We start from the raw sequence: 21,704 nt of genomic DNA on the forward strand, positions 1-21,704 counted from the left end.
CATAGGCAATTTTTTTTCCCCCTTTGGGTAGGATCAGCTCATTTCCAGTCTAGTTCCTGAGCTGATAGTTCTTCCTCCATTGCAATAAAGAAACGAACTGTATTTGTAACTTTCGGAGTGTCCAAATTACCAACCTCGAATCTTCGCACTGTTTCTTCTGTAGTATGTAAAGTCAACTGGATATCCATATGCTGTCATGGTAATTGCTGAATCAAGGGTAACCTTGCTCAATCCAGTACTCAGCAATCTCCAAGGGCGTCGCGATCCAAACGTCTCCCTTACTCCTCATAAGCTTGACAATTCGGTCAAGCATTCTCATCCTTGATGGTCTCCCTATGGCCTGAGGATGCATGACTATGGTGAAAAGCGCCCCCTCCTCGCGAAGGCCTTCGAACTCCTCGGACCATATCTGGAAGACTGCTTCCTGACTGGAAATTCCACTCTGGTACTCGAGTGGAGGAAAGAAGTTGAAGGCAAAGTATGTCCAATCCATTGTACACCAGTGAAATGGGATCTCTACTATCTTCCCCTTCTCCCTTTCATGAACGTATGGGGTCTCCCATGCCATCATGTTGCTCTCATAAACGAAGCCTTCCTCGACCAGGATGTCGAGCGTCTTACTACTGATATCGAATGCTGGTGCCCGGTATCCCTTTGGCCTTCGACCGGTTATTTCCTCTAGGGCGTGGAGGCCCTTTTCCATCTCCTCCCTCTCACCCTTTTCGCCAAGCATTGAAGGGTTGAGATGGGCGTAGCCGTGGTGCCCTATCTCCATACCCTTGCGATCTATCTCCTTAACGAGTTCGGGCCTCTGCTCGGCCAGAAGGCCTGGGACGAAGAAGCACCCTTTTATCTCGTGGTTCTCCAAGAATTTGAGGATCCTTGGAATGGCTACATTAGGGCCGTATTGACCCATGGAGAGCACGACGGGGTTGTATTCCTCACCTTCTTTCACGGCACCTGTTCTCTTCATGATGTTCTTCCATGAAATGTCCCCGTCACAGTCGAATGTCAGGCATGCTGCGCACTTAGCCCCGTTCTTCCACATGGTCTCACCTATGAGGAATACCATGTTTGGATTTATCTCGTTTCCCATAGCAGACGAAAGCATGCTTGACCCCATCTTCCATTTGATTTGTAATTCGGGGATGTCATGCAGGAACTCGAATAAACCCTTAAATCAAGAACGTGGAGGATTGAAATACCATGAGCTTCGTTATTTTAACGTGGGTGAAACCATGGTGCTCGCTTTCATATTGGTCGCCACAACCTCTTGCTCCTCCTATGAGGTCAGGGATCGACTTCTAAAGGTGGATGTAGTGAAGGAAGCACACGTTGTATTCGGCCAGTACGATGTGTTGGTCAAGGCCGAGGTACCTGATTCCGAGGCTCTGGGCAAGTTGGTCTTCGGAGAGATCAGGGCGATCGACTGTGTGATCAGTACTGCCACTCTCACGGTGCTTCCTTGAACTAGTGGAGGGGGTGAAGGTCATGCGTATGGTGTTCACAGAACTGCTGGAGAACAGGGAACTGGTGATCGAAGGACTGCCTGACGATGATCTAACTATATTCGACCATCCCCTGCGAAAAGATGAGCTGGTGCAGGCGGCGAAAGGAGCAGAGGTTCTATCTGTTTTCATTTATACTGATATCAGGAAAGAGGTCATCGAGCAGTTACCAGATTTGAAATTGATAGTCACGCGCAGCGTTGGATTCGATCACATCGATGCGAAGCACGCTCTCGATAAAGGCATAGAGGTATGCCACGTCCCGGATTACGGAGCACATGTGGTGGCTGAGCACGCATTCGCACTCCTACTCGCCATAGCCAAGAATGTTGTTAGGGCGGATACTTACGTGAAGAGCGGGAGGAGATTCGACTTTGAACCCTTCCTGGGAACCGAGCTCAAGGACAAGACAATCGGAGTCATAGGGACAGGAAAGATCGGAGCGGAGGTCATCCGTATTGCCAATGGATTTGGAATGAGAGTCGTAGCCTTCGATGTTTATCAGAACCTGCCCCTTGCGGAGAAATATGGCTTCAACTACATGAGCTTGGAGGAACTCCTTGTGCAAAGCGATTTCATCACCCTTCACGCACCACTTACCCCAGGGACGCATCATCTCATCAACGCTGATTCGATATTAAGAATGAAGAGAGGAGCCATGTTGGTAAACGCGGCAAGAGGTGGGCTGGTTGATAGTCAGGCTCTGAAAGCAGGTTTGGAGTCGGGTCATATCGCTGCAGCGGCCGTGGATGTCCTAGAGGAAGAGGACGATCCTGGAAGCGACCCCCTACTGAATGCACCAAACCTTGTGATAACCCCCCACTCTGCATTCTTCACAAGGGAGGCACTGGAAAGGATAGCAAGGACCACTCTGGAAATAATTCAATCCTACAAGAAGGGCAAAATACTGAACCGAGTTCCAACTGAATATCTGTGATATCAGTAGGATTTCTGGATCTTCAGATCATTGCCCGACCCAGTCTTCTCCTGAACGTATAGGTGAGAAGTGGAGGAGCAACAAGAGTGGTCACTAGTGACATAGCCACCACAATTGAGAACATGCTGTTGGTAATCGCGCCGTATGATAGACCGATTGAGGCGACGATGATGCCCACCTCTCCTCTTGGCACCATTCCCACTCCGATGATAGCCGCTGATTTTCCACCAAGCTTGATTGCTCCTAGGCCGCATCCAAAGAACTTGGTAACGATCGCCACTACTGTGATGATAAGAGCAAGGAAAGCGACCTCCCCAAAGGAGGATATGTCAACGGATATTCCAACGAACAGGAAGAAGAATGGAACAAGGAACTCGCTTATGGATTCGAAACCTTCCTTGCAGGGGGCAATGTCTTCCAACTCAGCAAATGTCATGCCTGCCAAGAACGCCCCGATTATGGCAGCCAGTCCAACGAAGGAGGCGAGCGCTGATAATCCAAAACAGACGATAAGGGCAAGTGCGAGCGGGGAAATAAGATGCTTCTTCTTTTTCTTCTCCTTCCAGGGTGTGAAACGGTGAGGAGCCCATTTCCTGGCCCTGGGCAGAAACCTGGTGCCTATGAATATGACGGCCAGAACGAAGGCGACGGCAAGTCCGGCCACGATCGCCACGTCCAGAAGGTTGAGGGTGCCACCAGCTGCCACTCCCACCACAATCGCTAGGATGATCATGCCCAGGATATCATCGATTACAGCCGCTCCAATGATCACCTTGGATTCTATAGTATTGGTGAGGTTCATGTCTCTGATGACCCGTGCGGTGATGCCCACGCTGGTGGCGACCATGGCGGCTCCCATGAATAACGCTTCCACCGGTCGATGGGTTGCTAGGTCTATGATCAAGTATCCCGCTACGAACGGCACGATCACGCCAAGCACCGCCACCATGGTGGCGGTTCTACCAACCATCTTGAGATCAGAGAACCTCGTTTCCAATCCAACGGTGAATAGAAGGAATATCACACCGAGCTCGGCAAGGACCTGAAATACCTCGAAGTCGGTCTCAAGACGAAGATACCCGAATAATATGGTGTTACCGATGATGATGCCCACTAGGATCTCGCCAATCACGGCTGGCATCCCGACCTTCTCGAACAGGATAGCACCCAGTCTGGCAAAGAGAACTAGAATGAATAGCTGAAATAGTATCCATTCGATGTCCATCGGGCACCTCAGGTGTTAATTGATATTGTCTATATAATGCTGATGAGTATAATTTTCCGTCATTGAAGGAGGTCACTAAGATCGATACCATTCTCCATTTTCTGTCAATTGCTAGGTAGTCACATAATTCATTTGTAGATTCTTCCGGGACATTTGCGGTCGTTGGAGCGAGATCGTAGCGTCTCGATTGAGAAGTTGAGATTAGTGACACCAACATCCTTTTTATATCAGAAATCTTGTTGATACGAAATAAACAGGAATTCGAGAGGTATTATTGAAATGACACTTTGGAAGTATGAATTATCAAAGAATTACCCAGTGATAACATTGGACCGTGTCTTGCACTCGAGCGTCATTTACCCACTGGCCTACGGCCTGATCCCTAGGACATACTACGATGACGGTGATCCTCTGGATGCTATGGTCATGATCACTGAGGCCACTTTTCCGGGTTGCGTGATCGAAGCCCGACCTATAGGCATCCTGAACATGGTGGACGAGGCGGGTGAGGATGACAAGATATTGGCTGTTGCGGTCGGGGATCCACGATACTCGGAGATCCGGAGTCTGGATGATGTCCCCTCTCATCAACTGAGTGAGATCACGGAATTCTTTCACACGTACAAGAGCCTGGAAGAGGGAAAGAAAACAGAGGTTCTAGGATGGCAGGGTGCCGAAGATGCCCATGAGGCCATCATGAACGGTATCAAGATGTTCAATGATAAATTCGGGAACAGACTCTGATCCCGGTTTGAAAAATGGAGGAAGCGCAGATCACTCTTCCTTCTTGAATCCCTTCTTCAGACCTTTACCGATTCCTTTTGTGACATCTGCACCCTTCTTCAGGCCCTTCCCCACTACCTCTCCGGTCTTCTCAGCGGTTTCCTCAACCTTACCCTTCTTCTCTTCTTCTGACATCAAAGTCCTCCAATATTTCTATGGACAGAGATAGATAGTGAGGTCGAAGAATAAGAAATTATTCACAAGAACCTGGAGAGATCCATTCAATCTATAACTGTCAGAAGCTGACGAATTGTATATGCTCAAAATGATCTTCACCACGGAAAGTGTCTAACATCCTCCTGATGTCCTCGGCCGCTCCTTTCACGATGAAGACCTCAAGACATTTGCTATTCTCTAGATGGGAGTGTATCTGAGTGGAAACCTGATCCTGGAATTCATGCCGCATCTCGTCCAGCTTATTGGAACGATGTGAATCATGAACAATAACTAGGACTCCCTCGACCTCTCCCCTCAATTCGTCTTTATTCCTCATTTCGATCTCGGCCGAGCGCAAGCATGCCCTTATGGCCTCACTCCTTCCAGTGAGGCCTAAAGACTCCTGGATGCGCTCGAGAAGTTCTATGTTCTTCTCGGTCAGGGAAACACTAACAACGGGCATCTGGGCTCACCTTCTGATGTTGTTAAGAACTATATAAAGTTTGGATTGAATGTCGACGATCATCTTCCCAACCTACCATATGCCACTGCCAAGAGGAAAACCCCGACGCCGGTGAACACTATGATGCCGCTGGCAGCTACATCGAAGAGGGCTGAGATGAAAATGCCTAACGTGGTAGTCAGTAGTGCGAGAAATATGCTGGCCAACAATGTCTTCCTGAATGATTGATTTAGTTGGAGGGCGGACAGTCCGGGAAGGACGAGGAGAGCAGCTACCAGTATTATTCCCACGACCTTGATGGAAATGACTATTGTGACCGCTACCAGGACATTGAATGCTACAGCCAGAGAGGTCACGGGTATTCCATTTAACCGGGCAGCCTGCTCGTCGAAGGTTATCGAGAGTAGCTCCTTGTAGAATATTCCCATGATGGTAAGCGATATCATGGCCAGAATGGCGGTCACGACCAGCTCGTTGGTGTCGATGGTGAGGATAGAACCGAATAGGTAGCTGAATAGATCCACGGTAAAACCTCCAGCCGCACTTACCACGATCAATCCTAGTGAGAATCCTGCTGCCAGCATGACTGCCATAGCGGCATCTGAGTGAGCAAGTCCCCTGGTTCTCATGTAGGCAATCAGAAGAACTGAGAATACGGCGAATACCAGGGCGGTGAGTATTGGCTCCACGCCCAGGAGAATTCCAACTGCTATTCCCCCGAATGCGGTATGGGCTACACTGTCCCCTATCATAGACTCTTTTCTCAGAACGATCAAAAGTCCCACAACGGCGCAGGTCAAAGCCACTAGGGCGCCCCCTATGAGAGCATACTGGAAGAATTGATAACCAAGGAGCCTCACGATCTCCTCGATGAAAAAATCAGACATTCCTGAAGGCCCCCTTGCACTCGTGTTCGTGAAAAGCAAAATGAAAATGCTCCCCATAGGCCTTTTTAAGGAGCCCCTCAGCATCAAGATCTGGAGTTATCGAAGCTGAGTGAACATGACGGTTAACACAAATGACCTTGTTCATCCTGCAGAAGACTGCTGTTAGATCATGTGAGACCACAATGATAGTGGTGCCGTTCTCAAGGTTCAGGTTGCTGAGCAGTTTGTAGAACTGCTCAGTGGTCTCGGCATCCACCCCTGAAAGTGGCTCGTCAAGTAGTAGAAGCTCGGGGTTCCTGACCAGGGCCTTGGCGACGAACATGCGTTGTTTCTCGCCACCAGACAGCTGCCCGATCCTGCGGTCGGCGAGGGAGGTGATACCCATGAATTCCATGGCCTGGTCCACCTTCTCCCAGTCCTCCTGCTTTAATCTACGACCGAGATTCCGACCGCTAACTTTTCCAAGACCCACCATCTCCCTGACGGTCATTGGGAAGTGATGGTCGAAATTTATCGCATTCTGTGAAACAAACGCGATTCTATTCCAATCTCTGAATTCGTCGATTTTCTGTCCAAAGAGGAGGATGTCTCCATCCTGTCGAGGTAGAACGCCGAGCATAGATAGGAGCAAGGTTGTCTTCCCACCCCCATTTGGGCCGCAGATACCGATATAATCGGATTTTTCTACAGTGAAATTAGCGGATTCGATTACCTTTGAATTCGACCTTGTTACGGTAAGGTTTCTGATTTCGATGATCCTCTCTTTCTCACTCATTTATTCCCCTCATCCATTCTTCGGAACTGCTTTGTGAAATCAACCACCCAACCCCTGAACAAGGTTTTCCAGGTTGGCTTCCATCTGTTCGATGTAGTCCATACTTTCGGCTGGGCCGGTCATCAAGTAAAGCTTGAGGACGTCTACGGAAATGAGTGTTCTGTCTTCCACCTCCGATTTGAGGGTCTGGATATAGTCATCGGAGAAGACGGGATCAAGGAACAGAGTGTATATCCCTTCATCCACCATTCTGTCAGCGAGGTCTGCGATCGTACTTGGACTTGGCTGTTCATTTGCCGATATGCCCAAGACCCCCTCTTGCTCGAATCCATATCGTTCAGCAAGATAATTATATGCGGTGTGTGTGACGAAGATTGTGTGGAACTGAGTTGATGCCAGTCTATCAAGGTATCGATCGTCCATCTCCTGTAAAAGCGAGTCAAGGTTGGCCCACCTCTGACCGTAATAGCTGGCATTTGCACCGTCAGCCTCCACAAAAGCCAGGTAAATTGCCTCCGCCTGCTTTCTTGCCAAGAACGGGGATATCCAGGTGTGTGGGTCCAGGCCACCGTGATCGTGATGATCGTCCTCGTGGCCCTCCTCCAGATTTATCTCAGCAGTGGTTTCAAGGATGATCTTGGGATTGTCGTCAATTATGGGGATAATTTCGTTCTCGATCCATGGTTCCAGCCCTGCCCCGTTGTAGATGAAAACATCAGCCATATCTGCTTGGAGAATGTCCGAGGCTGATGGGTACCAGGAATGGACCTCCATGTTGTATGGGATGAGCGTGCTGACAGTCACATTCTCCCCCCCTATTCTCTCAGCAAGGTACGCCAATGGATAGAACGAGGTCACGACCTTAAGCTCAATGGAATCATCTGCGGGGGAGGCCACCAACGAAGCAGCACCTAATGTAGCTAGAACGATGACTACACCAATTAGGACCACCCCGAACTGTTTACCGTTCATCTAGGTCCACCGGATATCCAATTTCTCACTATTTAATAATGTTATACTTATATGTTATTAAAATGATGATAATTTTAATTTAATATCTTATTAAAATTCAAGAATAAGATTAACTCGATTCTAGTAACTAGATTGCCACCCATATGGCACTGGTATAAGATAGAAAAATAGTGCTCCCGTCGGGATTTGAACCCGAGTCACAGGCTCGAGAGGCCTGAATGATTGGCCGGTCTACACTACGGGAGCCTTGGCACGGCAATCAAATCCTCTTTAATAAACCTTTTTCCCATCTACTATTTGATATCTGACACGGAAAAAGGATATGCAACCCCTTGAATACAACTCTTGAGATGAAGAGCGAGAGATTCCCCTATAGTAAACAGCAGTTCATGGTCAACCTACTCCTACTGCTCATGCTGATCATAATACTTCCATTGGTCCTGCTGTCCATCCAGGGGGTAGACTTTCTGCTCCTTGCCGGCATGATCGGATTGGTGATTGTCCTGATAATCGTATTCTCCATATCACCAATACTCACCGCACATCAGCTCTCAAATCATGAGATCGTTCTGAAGCAGGGTATCTATTTCAAGGCCAATATCCCTCTGGAATGCATAAAATCGGTGAGAAGGATCGATTCCGGTCCAAGAAGGACCGGGATATGGTTCAAGATCTTCGAAAAGGTTCTCTATGTCACCACGAGACGCTATGACCTTGTCGAAATCCAACTGAGAAGCGATCAACGTTTCGGGTGGGCTCTTTGGAAGACCGCGGATCGAGTCGTGTTCGACACACTCGATAACGCCAGGTTCCTCCACGCGATGGAAGAAAGGGGGATCACTCCCTCCAGTCCAGCCCTAAGGTCCTGATGCCGATTTTCGGGATGAGGGGCATCTTCCTCTTGTGAACGGTTGCCAGATATTTACTCCAGACATTCTCGACCAATTCCAGGTCAATGCTGGTCCTTTCCACTATCTCTTGGTTGGAAAGACCCAGCTCAAAACCAAGGAGAATCCTGTCGAGATCCTCATAGCTAACTCCCATCTCGCCCTCATCGGTCTGTCCTGCCCAGAGTCCTGCCGAAGGTGGCTTCTCCACGATGTGATCTGGTATGCCTATCCTCCGGGCCAGCTCCCTTACCTCGCTCTTATAGAGATCCCCAATGGGTAGGAAATCGGAACCACCATCACCAAACTTGGTGAAATATCCAACGAGAAGCTCACTCTTGTTGCCTGTTCCCATCACCACCCTGCCCATGAGATTGGCATGGTGGAAAAGTACGATCATTCTGCACCTTGTCATTACATTTCCCATGAGATCCTTACGCTCAGCGGATGGCAGGAATTCAGAGAATGCGGACACGGTACTGGATATTCGGACCACCTTGAATTCCATGCCGAAGATTTCAGCCAGCTCTTTGGCGTCCTCGAGGTCCTTCGCCGACGAGGTATCGGATGGCATGTATATGGCCAGTACTTTCTCTGGTCCAATGGCTTGGGATGAGAGAACGGCAACTACGGCGGAGTCTAAGCCACCGCTCAGACCAACGACCACGCCTTTGCCCCCGCTTTCCACGACCTTCTGCCGGATGAACTCCTTGATTATGAGTTCCGTATCGTCCTTGAGCGTCGGGCGCATCGAGCTGTGTATTCCTCAACACACTATAAGAATTACTCCACACCGCCTGCAAAAATAAAATAGGAGGATACCTTCTTTCAAACTGATTGACATGAGGATCGCTCTTGCACAGGTCCCCTGCCACCTGGGGGAAAAAGAGAGGAATCTGGAGAGCATGGAGAGAATCGTTGGAGACAACGAAGCAGACCTATTCGTGTTCGCCGAGACATTTCTTACTGGATATATGGTGAGGGATAGGTTCTTCAACCTGGCCGAGACCTCAGACGGGGAGAGTATAACTAGAGTGGAATCGATCGCTGAGGAGAACGATTGCCACATCCTGTTCGGGGCCCCCATGTGGGATGAGCATATTCCCGGCATCTTGCGGAATAGTGCATTATCAGTATCGCCCAAGGGAGAGATGCAGAGATACGACAAGTTGTTCCTGGCGAACTTCGGCCCCTTCGAGGAAAAGATCTACTTCGAGCAAGGTGCCTCACCCAACATATTCGAGATCGGGGGAATGAAGTTCGGAGTATGCATCTGCTATGACCTGTTCTTCCCTGAACTGGCCAAGCACTATGCGATGACCGGGGCGGACGCCCTCATATGCATATCTGCGGCACCAAATACATCGAGATCTCTATTCGAGCGGATCATTCCAGCTAGGGCTATTGAGGACACGATATTCTCCATCTATGTCAATCAAGTCGGCACCCAGCTCAACCAGATCTTTCATGGAGGCAGCCAGGCATTCTCCCCAAGAGGAACGGAGATGACCAGGTGTGATTACTTCACCGAGGATCTTAAGGTAATCGAGATAGATCGGAAGGAGCTGGAGATCGCCCGTAAACTGAGACCAACCCTCCGAAACACCCAGGCTTCAAGCTGGTGCTCGGATTATTGGACATGGCTGGGGGCCGAATAGAAATGCGGTCATGCCTAGGTCCTTTGGAGACTTGCTCATGGTAGAGGAGTACTTCACGCTTCTCATAATCGTCACTCTTGCGTTCATCACTCCCCTGATCTTCACCAGAATAGGGGTTCCAGTGGTGGTGGGGGAAATACTTCTCGGTCTAGCCGTGGGCTTCATAATCTGGATATATAATTCGATGACTGGACAATCTCTTCTGCTCGTTGGGGAGTCTGTCCTATTCCTTGCCACCATCGGTTTCATATTTCTAATGTTCTTATCAGGACTGGAGCTTGATTTTGCCAGGCTTGAAGGTATAGGTAGAAAAGCCATTTTCAGAGGTGCCTTGATCCTCCTGGGAACCATGATGATCGCCTATCCCCTCACTGGATTACTGGGCAGGGCGAGCGACACTCCCATTGACGCTGCCTACATGACCCTCGTCCTCTCCACCACGAGCGTAGCCATCGTCCTATCCGTGGTCAGGGAAATGCGCATTTCGAGGAAGAAGTACGGCCAGCAGATCATCATTGCGGCACTGATTGCCGATATGGCCACCATGATACTGATCACGGTGTATGCTATCTCACTACAGGTGTTCCAGACTGGGGATCCAATATTCGGATTCATCGCTATACTCCTGTTCGTGATGATCTTTTTTTTCTTCTTTGCTATCTACAAGATTGGGTCCTGGGCAATATGGTACTACCCGGATATACTGAAGAAGTTCTTCCGCTCAGACGACCCGCATGAGATAGGCGTCAGAGCGTCACTTGCCATCATCTTCGTCTTCGTCGCTGTGTCAGCATTCATCGAATCAGAGGCCCTGGCAGTTCTCGGTGCTTTCCTAGCGGGCGCGGTAATCTCCCTACTGTTCCAAGAAGGCGCTATCCTGGAGAAGAAGCTCTACGGCATAGGGTACGGTTTCCTGGTGCCCCTCTTCTTCATAACCATTGGCATCAACTTCGACTTCGACGCGATCCTGAACGTTCAGGCTCTCATCCTGCTTCCCTCACTGTTGCTAATCGCGTTGGCTGCAAAGATCGCACCCTCTGTTCTATTTGCGGGGAAGTGGAACCCTAAAAAGAACCTGACTACAGGTATCATCCTGACGGGAGGCCTATCACTAATGATCGCAGCAGCAGAGATCGGTCTACGGCTAGGTATACTAGATTCTACCCTGCATGGCGTGCTGATTCTGGTCGCCATCGTCTTCGCTATCGTTTCGCCCATAGTCTTCAAATACATGTATCGTAAGTTCAACCTAGAGGGGGAGGCAGCATGAAGGTAATCATAATCGGGGGTGGGAGGCTAGGAAAGCAACTGGCTAACGCCATTCCCGATTCAGTAATTGTAGAATACGAGAAGGAAAAAACCGCCCTTCTCCGGACCTTGTATGGAAGGGATAGGGTTATTGAAGGCACAGGCACCAGTGAGGAGATACTCAAGGCGGCTGGAATTGAGGAAGCCAGTGCAATCGTGATTGCTACCAACAGCGATCATACCAACTACATCGTGGCGCTGATAGCTGATAGATACAAGGTGCCGAAGGTCATCGTCAGGGTGGACAACCCGGAGAATGTTGAAATATTCTATCAGATCGGTATTGAAACTGTCATCTGTCCAGCTATCATCGCCGCCAAAATGATCAACAGCACCCTTTATCCAGATGCCAGGGAGATCTCGGAAATCCATGTATTCGAGGACTCGCCACTCCGGGGCAAGTGCATCAAAGACATCGGTCTACCTCAGAATGCAATGGTGGCAGCTGTCCTTAGAGGTCATCACTTCATGAAGCCGGGTGAGGACCTGATGATGGAGAGAGGAGATCATCTCATTGTCTGCTCAACTGGCAGTACAGTTCCAGGGGCCGAAGACATTATATCAGGTGGTGAGAAGAAGCTCCGACCTTTCGACAATATATTAGCAGTGCTCAGAGGGGATAACGATTTGGACATTGTTCTCAAGGAAACCCTCTGCCTGGCTGGAAGCTTTGATATCGAGCTCACGGTGGCATCTCACATTCCAGATCTCATTGAAAAAGCAGTGTCTCGAGCGAAGAATACTGGTCTTGGTATACGGACCCACGTAATCAATTCCGAGGGTCTTGGCGAGTTGGGATGGTTGTGCAAGAAAGACCTCAACTATGTGGATTGTGTGGTCTTTGCCCCCAATGGCAAGCATACCAGGGGCTCCAAAGTGGAAACCAAGGAGATCGTGCGCTTCATCAAGTCATTGAATATCCCAGTACTGATCAGCCGGGGTACATGCCCCTACAGGAAGATTCTTACCATGATGGGTTTCGAGGATACCTGCCAGAAGAGCGCAAACTTCGCTTTGAAGGTCGCGATGCTGACCGGTGCGGACCTCCACGTGATGAATTTTCGTGATCCAGAAGACCTGGAACAAGAAAGGATTCTACAGATCAAGCGCCTGGGAAGAATGTACGGAATCGATGTGAAGGAAGAGGTCGTGGAGGGCAATCCTACCATCGAGTTCGTGAGCAAGGTCATCTCAGGTGATTTCGATCTTGCTGTCATCAACTGGGATAGCACCATTCTGAAGAGGGATGTACTCAAGCGAATGTTCTACGAGGCTCCCTTGAGCATATTGGTCTACACCAGCTGACTGAATGGTAAATATTAAATCCATTCATGCAGTTGGTGGCGGCTAGGCCGAGGTAGCCCAGCCTGGTAAGGCGCGAGCCTGGAGCCCTTCACGGGACAGCAAGCTCGTGGGGTTCTTCCCCTCGGGAGTTCGAATCTCCCCCTCGGCGCTTTCTAAAAGCAAATAATCAGAATCTCATCTTGTTCTCGTAGGAGGGAATCGACACTTCCACGTCAAGATCACTCAGGTAACGGTTGAAGAGTTCAGGACATTCTGTGTGAATGGGGACAACGACCTTCGGAGAGACCCTCTTCACCATCTCCTTGATATCATGAGGTCTCGCATGACCGGAAGCATGCACCTGGTAAAGGGGTATGCCTAAGTACTTGAGCCAGTTTCGCAGGCGATCGTAACTTATCCACATCTCCTCACTGAAAGGCTCGCTCGAGGAAAGAATGTATGCACTTCCGGGTTTGGGGTCGATGTCGATCGATTCGTTCATGTCGAAGAGAGTGAAGGTGATTATCATCTCCTCTTGTCTCCTGTTGACGTCCTCAGCCGTCAACACATCGGAACAAGCATTCACTACCTCATCCTCATGAGCATAGCGGACTTGCTTGAAGCGCTCGAAGACCGCGAGATCCCCCAGGTCGAATGGGAGACGAATGCCCTGGGACTCGAGATGAAGCAGGGCGAATGCCTGCTTCATTGAAACTGCAAGCTTCCTTCCCGTATCCTCAGCGATACTGGCAAAGGTTGACATTCGGTCGAAGTCAAAAACTGGATACCCAGCCAGGACCAACCCATTTGTGTGATCGACGACTTCCATTGCCTTTGCATGGACGTCCTCTTCCCTGTTCATGCGAGAGCCCTGCATACCAGTGCCCTCGACGATAAGCACATCCGGCTCCATTGAGCTAGTGAATTCCAGAAAATCCATGGAGTCCTTCGCTCTTGGACCGTGGAATCTTATGTCACCGGTATACACAACTCTGGTCTCACCATCATCCAGGGCGGTTCCACGAGCCCCAGGGATCGAATGATCCACTGGATATTGGGTGATCTCAAAATTTCCCACTCTCACGGGTTTGGAGCCTATCTCATCGAAAGTCTTGCAGCATTGCCTACCGTTGCCCTTGGTGAACTTGGCAATGAATTCCCCGGCCTGGGGTAGACCGCAGTACTCTCTTGCCAGAATAAGGTTATTGGTCATCTTGCTACCCATGATCGGTATCTCATCCTTCAGGAAGCGAATAGGGTCGTAGTGATCAGTGTGAGCGTGAGAAACCACAACAGCATCGGGGGGAGGGGCACTGTCATCTCCCTTGTATATACCCGGTAGGTCAGGTAGGATTCCGAGGTGGATCAGATGCCTAAGTTCGCGTGGGCTAAGAAAGGGTTCCTCGAAATACTCCTTCTCTCTGGCGAAATTCTTGCCGAAGTCAAGAAATATCTGGCTCTCAGAAGAGATAACACGTATCTTGTTACCTCCGATCTCCCCCACCCCACCGAAGAAGCTCAATTCGACCAAGGGACCTTACCTCCACGATTGGAATGGGGCTGTTGATGCTTGAGATTTTCCGTACTCCTATGAAAACCATTACATCATTGTTTGATGAACTGGAGGGGAAAGCTCCATAATGTCAATAGTGCAATAAGGGCCTGGAATCGTAGGATTGGAGGCCTTGATTTGAAGGTCAATGTGGATCTGGGATTAAAGGACGTACCCGGGACATTGGTGGGAGCGCTTGAACCCATTTCATCGTTGGATGGGAACATCGTGGGTGTGGTCCATCACCACGACAAGGTACTGGGAGGAAGGATCATTGTCAATGTTACTTTCGAGATAAGCTCACAATCTAGGCTGGAAACGCTGAAGGAGATTTGGGAAAAGAAGGGTATAGATATTGTCAGCCTGGGACCCCTTTTCGAGACCTATCCCATGGAATTCCTGCTGGTTGGAAATATACCTCCCAGCGAGCTGAGTAGCATTGCTCACGGACTTGAATCACTTGAAGATATGGACTCCATGGACATTCGCCTGGCTGGATCTTCAACCAAGGATGAAAGGGCGGCTTTGGTCTTCGGCAAGATGAGGACAAGAAAAGGGTTGAAGAAGATGGAGTCAATCCTCAGGGAACGTGGCAATCGGGCCGGTTTCATCGTAATTCGGGGACTGGGGGATTGACATGGACCTCCTGATAGCTGGTTTTGGTGTTGTGGGACAGGGCGTCGCTGAAGTTCTGGCCTCAAAAAGGGACCATCTGGAATCCGAACTGGGTGAGAGTGTCAGAATCATTGGTGTCTTTGACTCCAGATCAATCGCCCTCTCGAAAGAAGGACTCGATCCATTAAAGCTCATCCGCATCAAATCCTCTACGGGTATGGTCGGTTCTGAGAAGCATGGCGGGAACACCGTTGGAATTGTTGATGAAGTGGAGCACGATGTGCTCATAGAGGTCACCCCCACCGATATTGAAAGTGGAGAGCCGGCCTTCAGTCATATGAGTGCTTCATTGTCCGCTGGTAGGGATGTGATAACCTGCAATAAAGGTCCACTGGCATTGAGGTTCAAGGAGCTATCGGACATCGCGGAGCAAAATGGCTCCAGGTTGAGATTCGAGGGAGCGGTAGGGGGGGCCATGCCCGTCATCAACGTAGCAAGGGAGATACTAATGGGTGAGAGCATCTCCAAGATCCGAGGCATACTGAATGGAACCTGTAACTTCATCCTCAGCAGGATGGGGGAGGAAGGGCTCCCGCTCAATCAAGCATTGAAGGAAGCGCAACAGCTTGGATACGCTGAATCAGATCCAACATATGACATCGACGGAATCGACAGCGCCTGCAAGGTCGCCATCCTTGCCAACGCCATCATGGGGATGGACGTGACATACAGCGATGTTGAGGTCACAGGGATCAGAGGGATCAACGAGGAAGCCATTTCCCTCTCCAATGGTCAGAGGAAGGTCATCCGCTTGATAGGCGAGATCTCTGCGGAAAGGTTGGAGGTCTCACCCAGACTGGTGCCAATAGGGCATCCCTTGAGCATAGGAGGAACGCTCAACATGGTGCAGATGAAGACCGACATCGCTGGGGAGATAACAGTAGCTGGGCGAGGAGCAGGTAAAATGGAGACTGCTAGTGCCGTCTTGAGCGATCTGATTGCCCTGATGAAGGGAAACAAACAAGGTTAAATAATCTGGTCAGCATATCGCAGCCTGCCGTGCCGGAGGGTATGAAGATGAAAAATGACAAAGGCAGGGATTTATTTATTGCCCCCTAAGGGGACACTTATTTACGATACCACACTGAGGGACGGCGCCCAGGCAGAAGGAGTTTCTTTTTCCACTGAAGACAAGTTGGACATTCTCAGACGACTCGATTCATTCGGGATAGATTTCGTTGAGGGAGGATGGCCAGGATCAAATCCTAAAGATAATGTGTTCTTCAAGCTAGCCTGTAAGGAAGAACTGAAACACACCAGACTGACCGCTTTCGGGAGTACCATGCGGGTCGAATCCTCTCCGGAAGAGGATATCAACATTCTGGCGCTCCTTGAATCTGGAGCGGACTGGCTGACGATCTTCGGAAAGAGCTGGGATATGCAGGTTACAAGCGCTCTTCAAACCACCCTGAAGGAGAATCTCCGTATGGTGGAGGAATCGATTCGATACCTGAAGATTAATGGAAAGCACGTCATATTCGATGCAGAACATTTCCTGGACGGTTGGAAGAAGAATCAGGCCTATGCCTTGTCGGTCATTGATGCTGCCGTTAGAGGTGGGGCGGAATTCCTGGTTCTTTGTGATACTAACGGTGGATCTCTTCCTTGGGAGGTGAGGAAGGCCGTGAATGAGGTCTCATCCCGATTCGAGCTTCCTGTCGGTATACACGCACACAATGATGGTGAACTCGCCGTGGCAAACTCGCTTGCGGCAGTAGATGCGGGGGCAGTCATGGTGCAGGGAACCATCAACGGTCTTGGTGAAAGATGCGGAAACGCCAACCTTTGCTCCATAATGCCCAATCTCGCCATTAAGATGGGGAGAGAATTGAAAGCTGATAGACTCGAAGGTCTGGCATCCCTCTCTTCATTTATCGCGGAAGTTGCGAACGTCATTGCCGATTCAAAGCTTCCTTACGTGGGGAAGAGTGCTTTCGCTCACAAGGGCGGGGTCCATGTGAGCGCGATCAATCGGGACACCCGGACCTACGAGCACATCGATCCTAAGCTGGTTGGAAATACCAGGCGTGTCTTGATTTCTGAACTCTCAGGGACCTCGAGCATTCTGGCAAAACTCAAGGAGTTCGGAATCGAGGAGGAGAAGCATAACGGGAGAAGCATCCTCGATCACCTGAAGCAACTGGAATCAGAAGGGTTCCAGTTCGAAGGGGCGGACGCCAGCTTCGAACTCCTTGTACGTCGATTCAGGGAGCAACACAAGCCACACTTCACAATAGAAGGGTTCCGAATCGTTGTGGACGTTTCAGGAGACGAGGTCAGATCCGACGCCAGCATCAAGGTGATAGATCCCAATGGAGATATTGAGCACACCGCAGCCGACGGGAACGGTCCCGTGAACGCCCTCGATAGAGCGCTGAGAAAGGCTCTGGAACGATTCTATCCTGTCCTAAAATATGTCCGTCTCATGGATTACAAGGTCAGGGTCATCGATGCCAAGGACGCGACGGCTGCCAGGGTCCGAGTGTTGATACGTTCCACCGATGGTCATGACTCGTGGACAACCGTGGGCGTCTCCACCAACATCATAGAGGCAAGTTTGATGGCCCTTATCGACTCCATCGAGTACATTCTCCTCAGAAGTCAACGGGAAGGGGAGATTCAATAGGGTAGCGTTTATCTATCGATAGGGGCATTGAATACTGGGGGTTCAAATGGTCTACTCGGTTGAGATAATGACCACGGAGGAAAAGGATTGTCTCTTTGACCTCTATGGAGACCGCTTTCTCTACACAGCCAAGTCGGAGATATATGGCACTTGCATCAAACTACTGACAGACAGGGAGTACATAAAGAACAGATGGGAGGATAACTTCTACACCATGAGTGAGAACCTTCGTTCCCATGGCAGGATCGTCGTCCTGGATGACGAAGGAGAGGGGTCAAGAGTGAAATATGATCCCATGACCAACACTGCTTTCCTGTTCAACTTCGATTACTATGGATGGATAAAGAGCATTGCACTGGCTATAGCTGGGGATGTCCTGGAAGACAACCATCACATATATTCCGTGCACGGAGCCATGGTGGACATTGGAGGGAAAGGGGTCTCCTTGATCGCTCCCTCCAAGACGGGGAAGACCACACATGCTTGGGGCCTGCTTCGCGAGGAGGAAGCCCGCCTCATCACCGATGACTGGTACTTTGTAAGGTTATCCACAAGGCGTCCCCTAGCCTTTGGTTCGGAGAAGAATTGCTACATCGATGCCGACATAGGGAAGATATGGAAGGACTTCCAGGGCTTGGTGGACAAAGCCCAATTCGACGCTCAGGAGAGAGCGGTGGTGAACGTTAGATGGGTGACCGGCCCAGGTAGCGTCATACCCATGACCACCATTTACAACATCATCCTTCTCAAGAGGGACAAGAATGACACAAAGGTGATCGTAGAGATGACCCCAGAGGAGGCTCTGGACTACCTTGAGATTCACGATTTCTGCAACCCACACCAACTTGTCAGGAACAAGAGGAAGATTGGTCTGAGGAAGAGATTCTTCCGGAGGCTGCTGGAGAAGTGCAGCATCCACATGGTCAACACCGTGCTCAGCCCGGAGGAGACCCAAGCGGCCATCAGGAAGGAAGCATTGAAGATGGAGTAGAAATCGGCAGAGATTTCTACTATCGTCTCAAATTTCAAGAGGGGATGATTGAATGGATGATGATATTCCAGAAAAGGGGGCGATCCTCCAGAGGGACAAGGAGACCTTCGCAATTGCACCTCATATACCTGGGGGGATCGTGAGCCCAGAGCAGCTCAGGAAGATCGCTGACGTGGCCGAGAAGTACAACGCCAAGGCTCTGAAGATAACCTCTGCGGAGAGAATCGCTATCGTGGGTATCGACCCTGATGACATTGACGGTGCCTGGAGTGATCTGGACATGGAACCAGGAGCTGCCATTGGCCTTTGTGTCCGTAGCGTGAGAATATGTCCAGGGACGACCTTCTGCAAGAGAGGCATGCAGGATTCCGTGGGTGTCGGGTTGAAGTTGGATGAGAAGTATCACGGCATGGAGATGCCGCAGAAGCTAAAGATGGCGGTATCGGGGTGTCCCAACTGCTGCGCCGAGTCGAAGGTCCGCGACATCGGCCTGATGGGGACAAAGAAAGGTTGGAAGGTTTTCGTTGGCGGCTCAGCTTCTGGTAGAGCCAGAATAGGCGATCAGATCGCGGAAGATCTTTCGGATGAGGATGCCATGAAACTAGTGGACCGGATCATCGATTTCTACATTGAAAGTGGAGAGAAAAAACGTCTTGGTCGGTTCATAGAGACCATGGGGCTTGAGGAGTTCATGAAGGCCGTTCTCTGAGTTACACTGAAATGAATTCCTCCAGATGAATCGGGTTCGCAAGTTAGGTATACAGGTCAATTCATCCATAATCGATCAAAGGATCACGGGGAGAATTCAAAATGAAAATCCTGATTACGCTCATGGGCCCCAGCAACTGGGGGCTATTCAACTCTCTTTGGGGAATGATCCGCTTCCACGGATTCGTGCCTGATACGATATACATCTTGGGGAGGGAACAGGACAAAGGGGACTTCGAGATCGTCCGGAAGATGATGATCCCCCTTCTCAAAGAGTATGGTTCCAAGGCCAACGTTTCCTATGAGGCAGTAGAAGGAGGGAATGTGGAGGATGTCTTCGATAAGGTAAAGAAGATGGTGGATGCGGAACGGAAAGAAGGGTCCGAAGTGGCTTTGGATGTGACTCCTGGCAGAAAGGCAGCTGTGCTGGGTTCAATGCTTGCAGGATGGCGAGAAGGCAAGATCGGTCTTTTCGACCATATTTTCTATCTATACATCGAATCGCTTCGTAACGCATCGCGTCCTTTCATTCTGATTCCCCTATCCATTCAACACTGCCACGACATCGCTAAGGAGAACAGGAGGCCTAATGATGCTGCTTGAGGCTTCGAAGAACTTCATAATGGCCATTCTGAACGAGGCTCTGATTCATGGAAGAACCCGAATTTCAGTACGGTCGGACCTTCTAGACATGGAGATATTGAAATTGGATCTAGAGACTAACAGGATCGCCTGGATTGCAGAGCCAAAGGACTTCGACCCGGTGGTCTCGGAGATCAAACTGAAGTTAGGGAATCACTGGTTGGAAGACGACTTACCGAACTTCTTCGACCTAAGGGACGCTTTCCAAAGCTCTCTTATGATCAAGCCATCAGAGTTCATGCAACTCATAGAGGAAATGAAGAATATCGAGGAACGGAAAATGGATCCATATCGATTCCCTAGACAGATGCTGCTTGCCATAGACACCAATATCGCCTACAATAGGCTCTTCTCAAGATTGACACTCATGGACGAGATGTGCAGGAAAGGCGGACTCGATTCGTCCCTCATACCCATGCTGATACCGTCGCTGGTGGAAGAAGAGATCTCCAAATCTGTCGGAGCCAAGTACACCTCGAGGGATATTGACACCATCGAAAGGGCTCTTGGTAAAAGACTGCCTGGCAACCTGATCAACTGCCTTGGTAAGAAGGGCCGCAAGGCGGCAAATGCCCAGGCGGAGATCAAGATCATTGAGGAAAAATACAGTTCGATAAGCGTATCTGGGGGGAAATTCAAGGATGACAAGGAAGAGAGGGACAGAGACATCGTAATGAGTGTTGCCGAGTATTGCAGGGCTCAGGACAATGATGTGCTCTTCGTCACCGCAGATGACAAAGCAAGAGCACACTGCAGGGCATTCAGGATTCCCTCAGTGGGTCTGAGATATCCATATGATCTACCCAAGAGCATGGATTTCGATCCTTGGCTGCTTGTTGAACTGCTATACGATCTATCAATCAATTTCGCAATAATCTCCCTGAAGGGACTGGGTATAAGGTTTCAGGGAACTTGGGCTGGAAAATCCATCGAAGAGTATTCGAGGGAGAGGATGTGTTTCTCAGTTGAGGGGGGTTCCGATATTTCAAAAGATATCAAAAAGGATCATGATGTTTTGTGCAAGATCAGTCAAGCGGTTGACCTAAAGCATATCATTTAGGTAAATCCTTCACAATTGTGCGAAGAACCTAGGGATACCTTTTTCGTAGATTAGAGATTAAATACTTCTAGCAAAGTCAAAACGATGCATCGTAGTTCATCGTGGACCTTACAGTATTCAGCACAAAGTGTGAGGAGCCCCCGAAAAACTAGTGGTGGGGAAGTTGGAGAAGGTCCACGGGGACTCCCCATAGTGTAAATGCAAACCCCCTTAAAATATATTTTTGCTATAATCAACATTTAATGAAGGCCGCAAATTCTTCATTTTTATATTAAAGACTATAATCGAAAGGATATTCTTGATGCAGTGTAGAAAGGTTGCGAGTTTTCAAGGGATTCGGTTGAATTTGATAGTACCCTTTATTGAAATGGGTGAACGATCAAAGCCACTTCCGACTAATCTACAACTAAATATAAAATGATAATCGATATTTATCGAATCTACACTTTTCAAATATCCAATCCGAGAGTTCTGGCAAACTTTTCCATTGGCTTGAACTCCATTAGGAATTGCTACCAGTGGTAGACCGATGTGAAGAATGCACAATAACATGGACAGAAGATTACCATATAGATCGAGATTGAGAATCCTCAGGGCGGGATCGCTG

Annotated in this window: 23 protein-coding genes and 2 tRNA genes; 15 read left to right on the top strand and 10 right to left on the bottom strand. The window is 49.5% G+C overall.

Annotated features, from left to right (window positions below; genetic code table 11):
* Nucleotides 1–211: 211 nt before the first annotated feature.
* The gene (locus tag GKC03_06600; GenBank protein NYT12205.1) at nt 212–1,111 is read right to left on the bottom strand and encodes a polysaccharide deacetylase; all 900 of its coding nucleotides are present in this window, start codon (nt 1,109–1,111) and stop codon (nt 212–214) included.
* A 127-nt stretch (nt 1,112–1,238) separates the two neighbouring features.
* Between GKC03_06600 and GKC03_06605 the strand changes: the two genes are divergently transcribed.
* Both GKC03_06605 and GKC03_06610 read left to right on the top strand, forming a co-directional pair.
* Nucleotides 1,239–1,469 (top strand): Lrp/AsnC family transcriptional regulator, encoded by a 231-nt coding sequence (locus GKC03_06605; GenBank protein ID NYT12206.1) that lies wholly within the window; start codon nt 1,239–1,241, stop codon nt 1,467–1,469.
* A 22-nt stretch (nt 1,470–1,491) separates the two neighbouring features.
* A complete protein-coding gene (locus GKC03_06610; protein ID NYT12207.1) occupies nt 1,492–2,445 on the top strand; it encodes a hydroxyacid dehydrogenase in 954 nt (317 codons plus the stop codon).
* A gap of 22 nt (nt 2,446–2,467) precedes the next feature.
* Here the strand turns inward: GKC03_06610 and GKC03_06615 are convergent, their stop codons facing one another.
* Nucleotides 2,468–3,670 carry a cation:proton antiporter gene (locus GKC03_06615; GenBank protein ID NYT12208.1) on the bottom strand — a complete coding sequence of 401 codons (1,203 nt, stop codon included), beginning with the start codon at nt 3,668–3,670 and terminating at the stop codon, nt 2,468–2,470.
* 279 nt (nt 3,671–3,949) lie between these two features.
* Between GKC03_06615 and GKC03_06620 the strand changes: the two genes are divergently transcribed.
* Nucleotides 3,950–4,414 carry an inorganic diphosphatase gene (locus GKC03_06620; protein ID NYT12209.1) on the top strand — a complete coding sequence of 155 codons (465 nt, stop codon included), beginning with the start codon at nt 3,950–3,952 and terminating at the stop codon, nt 4,412–4,414.
* 30 nt (nt 4,415–4,444) lie between these two features.
* Here the strand turns inward: GKC03_06620 and GKC03_06625 are convergent, their stop codons facing one another.
* From GKC03_06625 to GKC03_06650, 6 genes are all read right to left on the bottom strand, one after another.
* Nucleotides 4,445–4,588: a hypothetical protein gene (locus GKC03_06625; protein NYT12210.1), complete on the bottom strand. Its 144-nt coding sequence runs from the start codon at nt 4,586–4,588 to the stop codon at nt 4,445–4,447.
* Nucleotides 4,589–4,688: 100 nt separating this feature from the next.
* On the bottom strand, nt 4,689–5,072 hold the full coding sequence (locus tag GKC03_06630; protein NYT12211.1) for a CopG family ribbon-helix-helix protein: 384 nt from the start codon (nt 5,070–5,072) through the stop codon (nt 4,689–4,691).
* Nucleotides 5,073–5,131: 59 nt separating this feature from the next.
* Nucleotides 5,132–5,959 (bottom strand): metal ABC transporter permease, encoded by an 828-nt coding sequence (locus tag GKC03_06635; GenBank protein NYT12212.1) that lies wholly within the window; start codon nt 5,957–5,959, stop codon nt 5,132–5,134.
* The gene (locus GKC03_06640; GenBank protein NYT12213.1) at nt 5,952–6,734 is read right to left on the bottom strand and encodes a metal ABC transporter ATP-binding protein; all 783 of its coding nucleotides are present in this window, start codon (nt 6,732–6,734) and stop codon (nt 5,952–5,954) included. The genes GKC03_06635 and GKC03_06640 overlap by 8 nt, the downstream gene beginning before the upstream one ends.
* Before the next feature lie 39 nt (nt 6,735–6,773).
* On the bottom strand, nt 6,774–7,706 hold the full coding sequence (locus GKC03_06645; GenBank protein ID NYT12214.1) for a zinc ABC transporter substrate-binding protein: 933 nt from the start codon (nt 7,704–7,706) through the stop codon (nt 6,774–6,776).
* 171 nt (nt 7,707–7,877) lie between these two features.
* A tRNA-Glu gene (locus tag GKC03_06650) sits at nt 7,878–7,952 on the bottom strand.
* Nucleotides 7,953–8,056: 104 nt separating this feature from the next.
* Between GKC03_06650 and GKC03_06655 the strand changes: the two genes are divergently transcribed.
* A complete protein-coding gene (locus GKC03_06655; protein ID NYT12215.1) occupies nt 8,057–8,575 on the top strand; it encodes a hypothetical protein in 519 nt (172 codons plus the stop codon).
* On the opposite strand, the gene GKC03_06660 is transcribed toward GKC03_06655, so the two are convergent.
* Nucleotides 8,544–9,344 carry an NAD+ synthase gene (locus GKC03_06660; protein ID NYT12216.1) on the bottom strand — a complete coding sequence of 267 codons (801 nt, stop codon included), beginning with the start codon at nt 9,342–9,344 and terminating at the stop codon, nt 8,544–8,546. The two genes, GKC03_06655 and GKC03_06660, sit on opposite strands and share 32 nt — an antisense overlap.
* Nucleotides 9,345–9,435: 91 nt before the next feature.
* Here GKC03_06660 and GKC03_06665 point away from each other — a divergent pair, with 91 nt between their 5' ends.
* The 4 genes from GKC03_06665 to GKC03_06680 all read left to right on the top strand — a co-directional run bounded on the left by GKC03_06665 (nt 9,436) and on the right by GKC03_06680 (nt 13,012).
* Nucleotides 9,436–10,251 (top strand): carbon-nitrogen hydrolase family protein, encoded by an 816-nt coding sequence (locus tag GKC03_06665; GenBank protein NYT12217.1) that lies wholly within the window; start codon nt 9,436–9,438, stop codon nt 10,249–10,251.
* 37 nt (nt 10,252–10,288) lie between these two features.
* Nucleotides 10,289–11,521, top strand: coding sequence for a cation:proton antiporter (locus GKC03_06670; GenBank protein NYT12218.1), 1,233 nt, complete (start codon nt 10,289–10,291; stop codon nt 11,519–11,521).
* Nucleotides 11,518–12,864: a hypothetical protein gene (locus GKC03_06675; GenBank protein ID NYT12219.1), complete on the top strand. Its 1,347-nt coding sequence runs from the start codon at nt 11,518–11,520 to the stop codon at nt 12,862–12,864. The genes GKC03_06670 and GKC03_06675 overlap by 4 nt, the downstream gene beginning before the upstream one ends.
* A gap of 46 nt (nt 12,865–12,910) precedes the next feature.
* Nucleotides 12,911–13,012, top strand: a tRNA-Ser gene (locus GKC03_06680).
* Between the two features lie 18 nt (nt 13,013–13,030).
* Here the strand turns inward: GKC03_06680 and GKC03_06685 are convergent.
* Complete coding sequence (locus GKC03_06685) at nt 13,031–14,374, bottom strand: hypothetical protein (GenBank protein ID NYT12220.1); 1,344 nt, start codon at nt 14,372–14,374, stop codon at nt 13,031–13,033.
* An 84-nt stretch (nt 14,375–14,458) separates the two neighbouring features.
* On the opposite strand from GKC03_06685, the gene GKC03_06690 reads away from it, so the two are divergent.
* The 7 genes from GKC03_06690 to GKC03_06720 all read left to right on the top strand — a co-directional run bounded on the left by GKC03_06690 (nt 14,459) and on the right by GKC03_06720 (nt 21,097).
* The gene (locus GKC03_06690; protein ID NYT12221.1) at nt 14,459–15,031 is read left to right on the top strand and encodes a hypothetical protein; all 573 of its coding nucleotides are present in this window, start codon (nt 14,459–14,461) and stop codon (nt 15,029–15,031) included.
* A 1-nt stretch (nt 15,032) separates the two neighbouring features.
* Nucleotides 15,033–16,040 (top strand): homoserine dehydrogenase, encoded by a 1,008-nt coding sequence (locus tag GKC03_06695; GenBank protein NYT12222.1) that lies wholly within the window; start codon nt 15,033–15,035, stop codon nt 16,038–16,040.
* Between the two features lie 54 nt (nt 16,041–16,094).
* Complete coding sequence (locus GKC03_06700; GenBank protein NYT12223.1) at nt 16,095–17,696, top strand: citramalate synthase; 1,602 nt, start codon at nt 16,095–16,097, stop codon at nt 17,694–17,696.
* 46 nt (nt 17,697–17,742) lie between these two features.
* Complete coding sequence (locus GKC03_06705; GenBank protein NYT12224.1) at nt 17,743–18,687, top strand: hypothetical protein; 945 nt, start codon at nt 17,743–17,745, stop codon at nt 18,685–18,687.
* Nucleotides 18,688–18,739: 52 nt separating this feature from the next.
* Complete coding sequence (locus GKC03_06710) at nt 18,740–19,396, top strand: NAD(P)/FAD-dependent oxidoreductase (GenBank protein ID NYT12225.1); 657 nt, start codon at nt 18,740–18,742, stop codon at nt 19,394–19,396.
* 101 nt (nt 19,397–19,497) lie between these two features.
* A complete protein-coding gene (locus tag GKC03_06715) occupies nt 19,498–19,998 on the top strand; it encodes a hypothetical protein (GenBank protein NYT12226.1) in 501 nt (166 codons plus the stop codon).
* Nucleotides 19,985–21,097, top strand: coding sequence for a hypothetical protein (locus tag GKC03_06720; protein ID NYT12227.1), 1,113 nt, complete (start codon nt 19,985–19,987; stop codon nt 21,095–21,097). Before GKC03_06715 ends, GKC03_06720 begins: the two co-directional genes overlap by 14 nt.
* The last annotated feature ends 607 nt before the right edge of the window (nt 21,098–21,704 follow it).

Source organism: Methanomassiliicoccales archaeon (assembly GCA_013415695.1).
Lineage (GTDB): Archaea > Thermoplasmatota > Thermoplasmata > Methanomassiliicoccales > JAAEEP01 > JAAEEP01.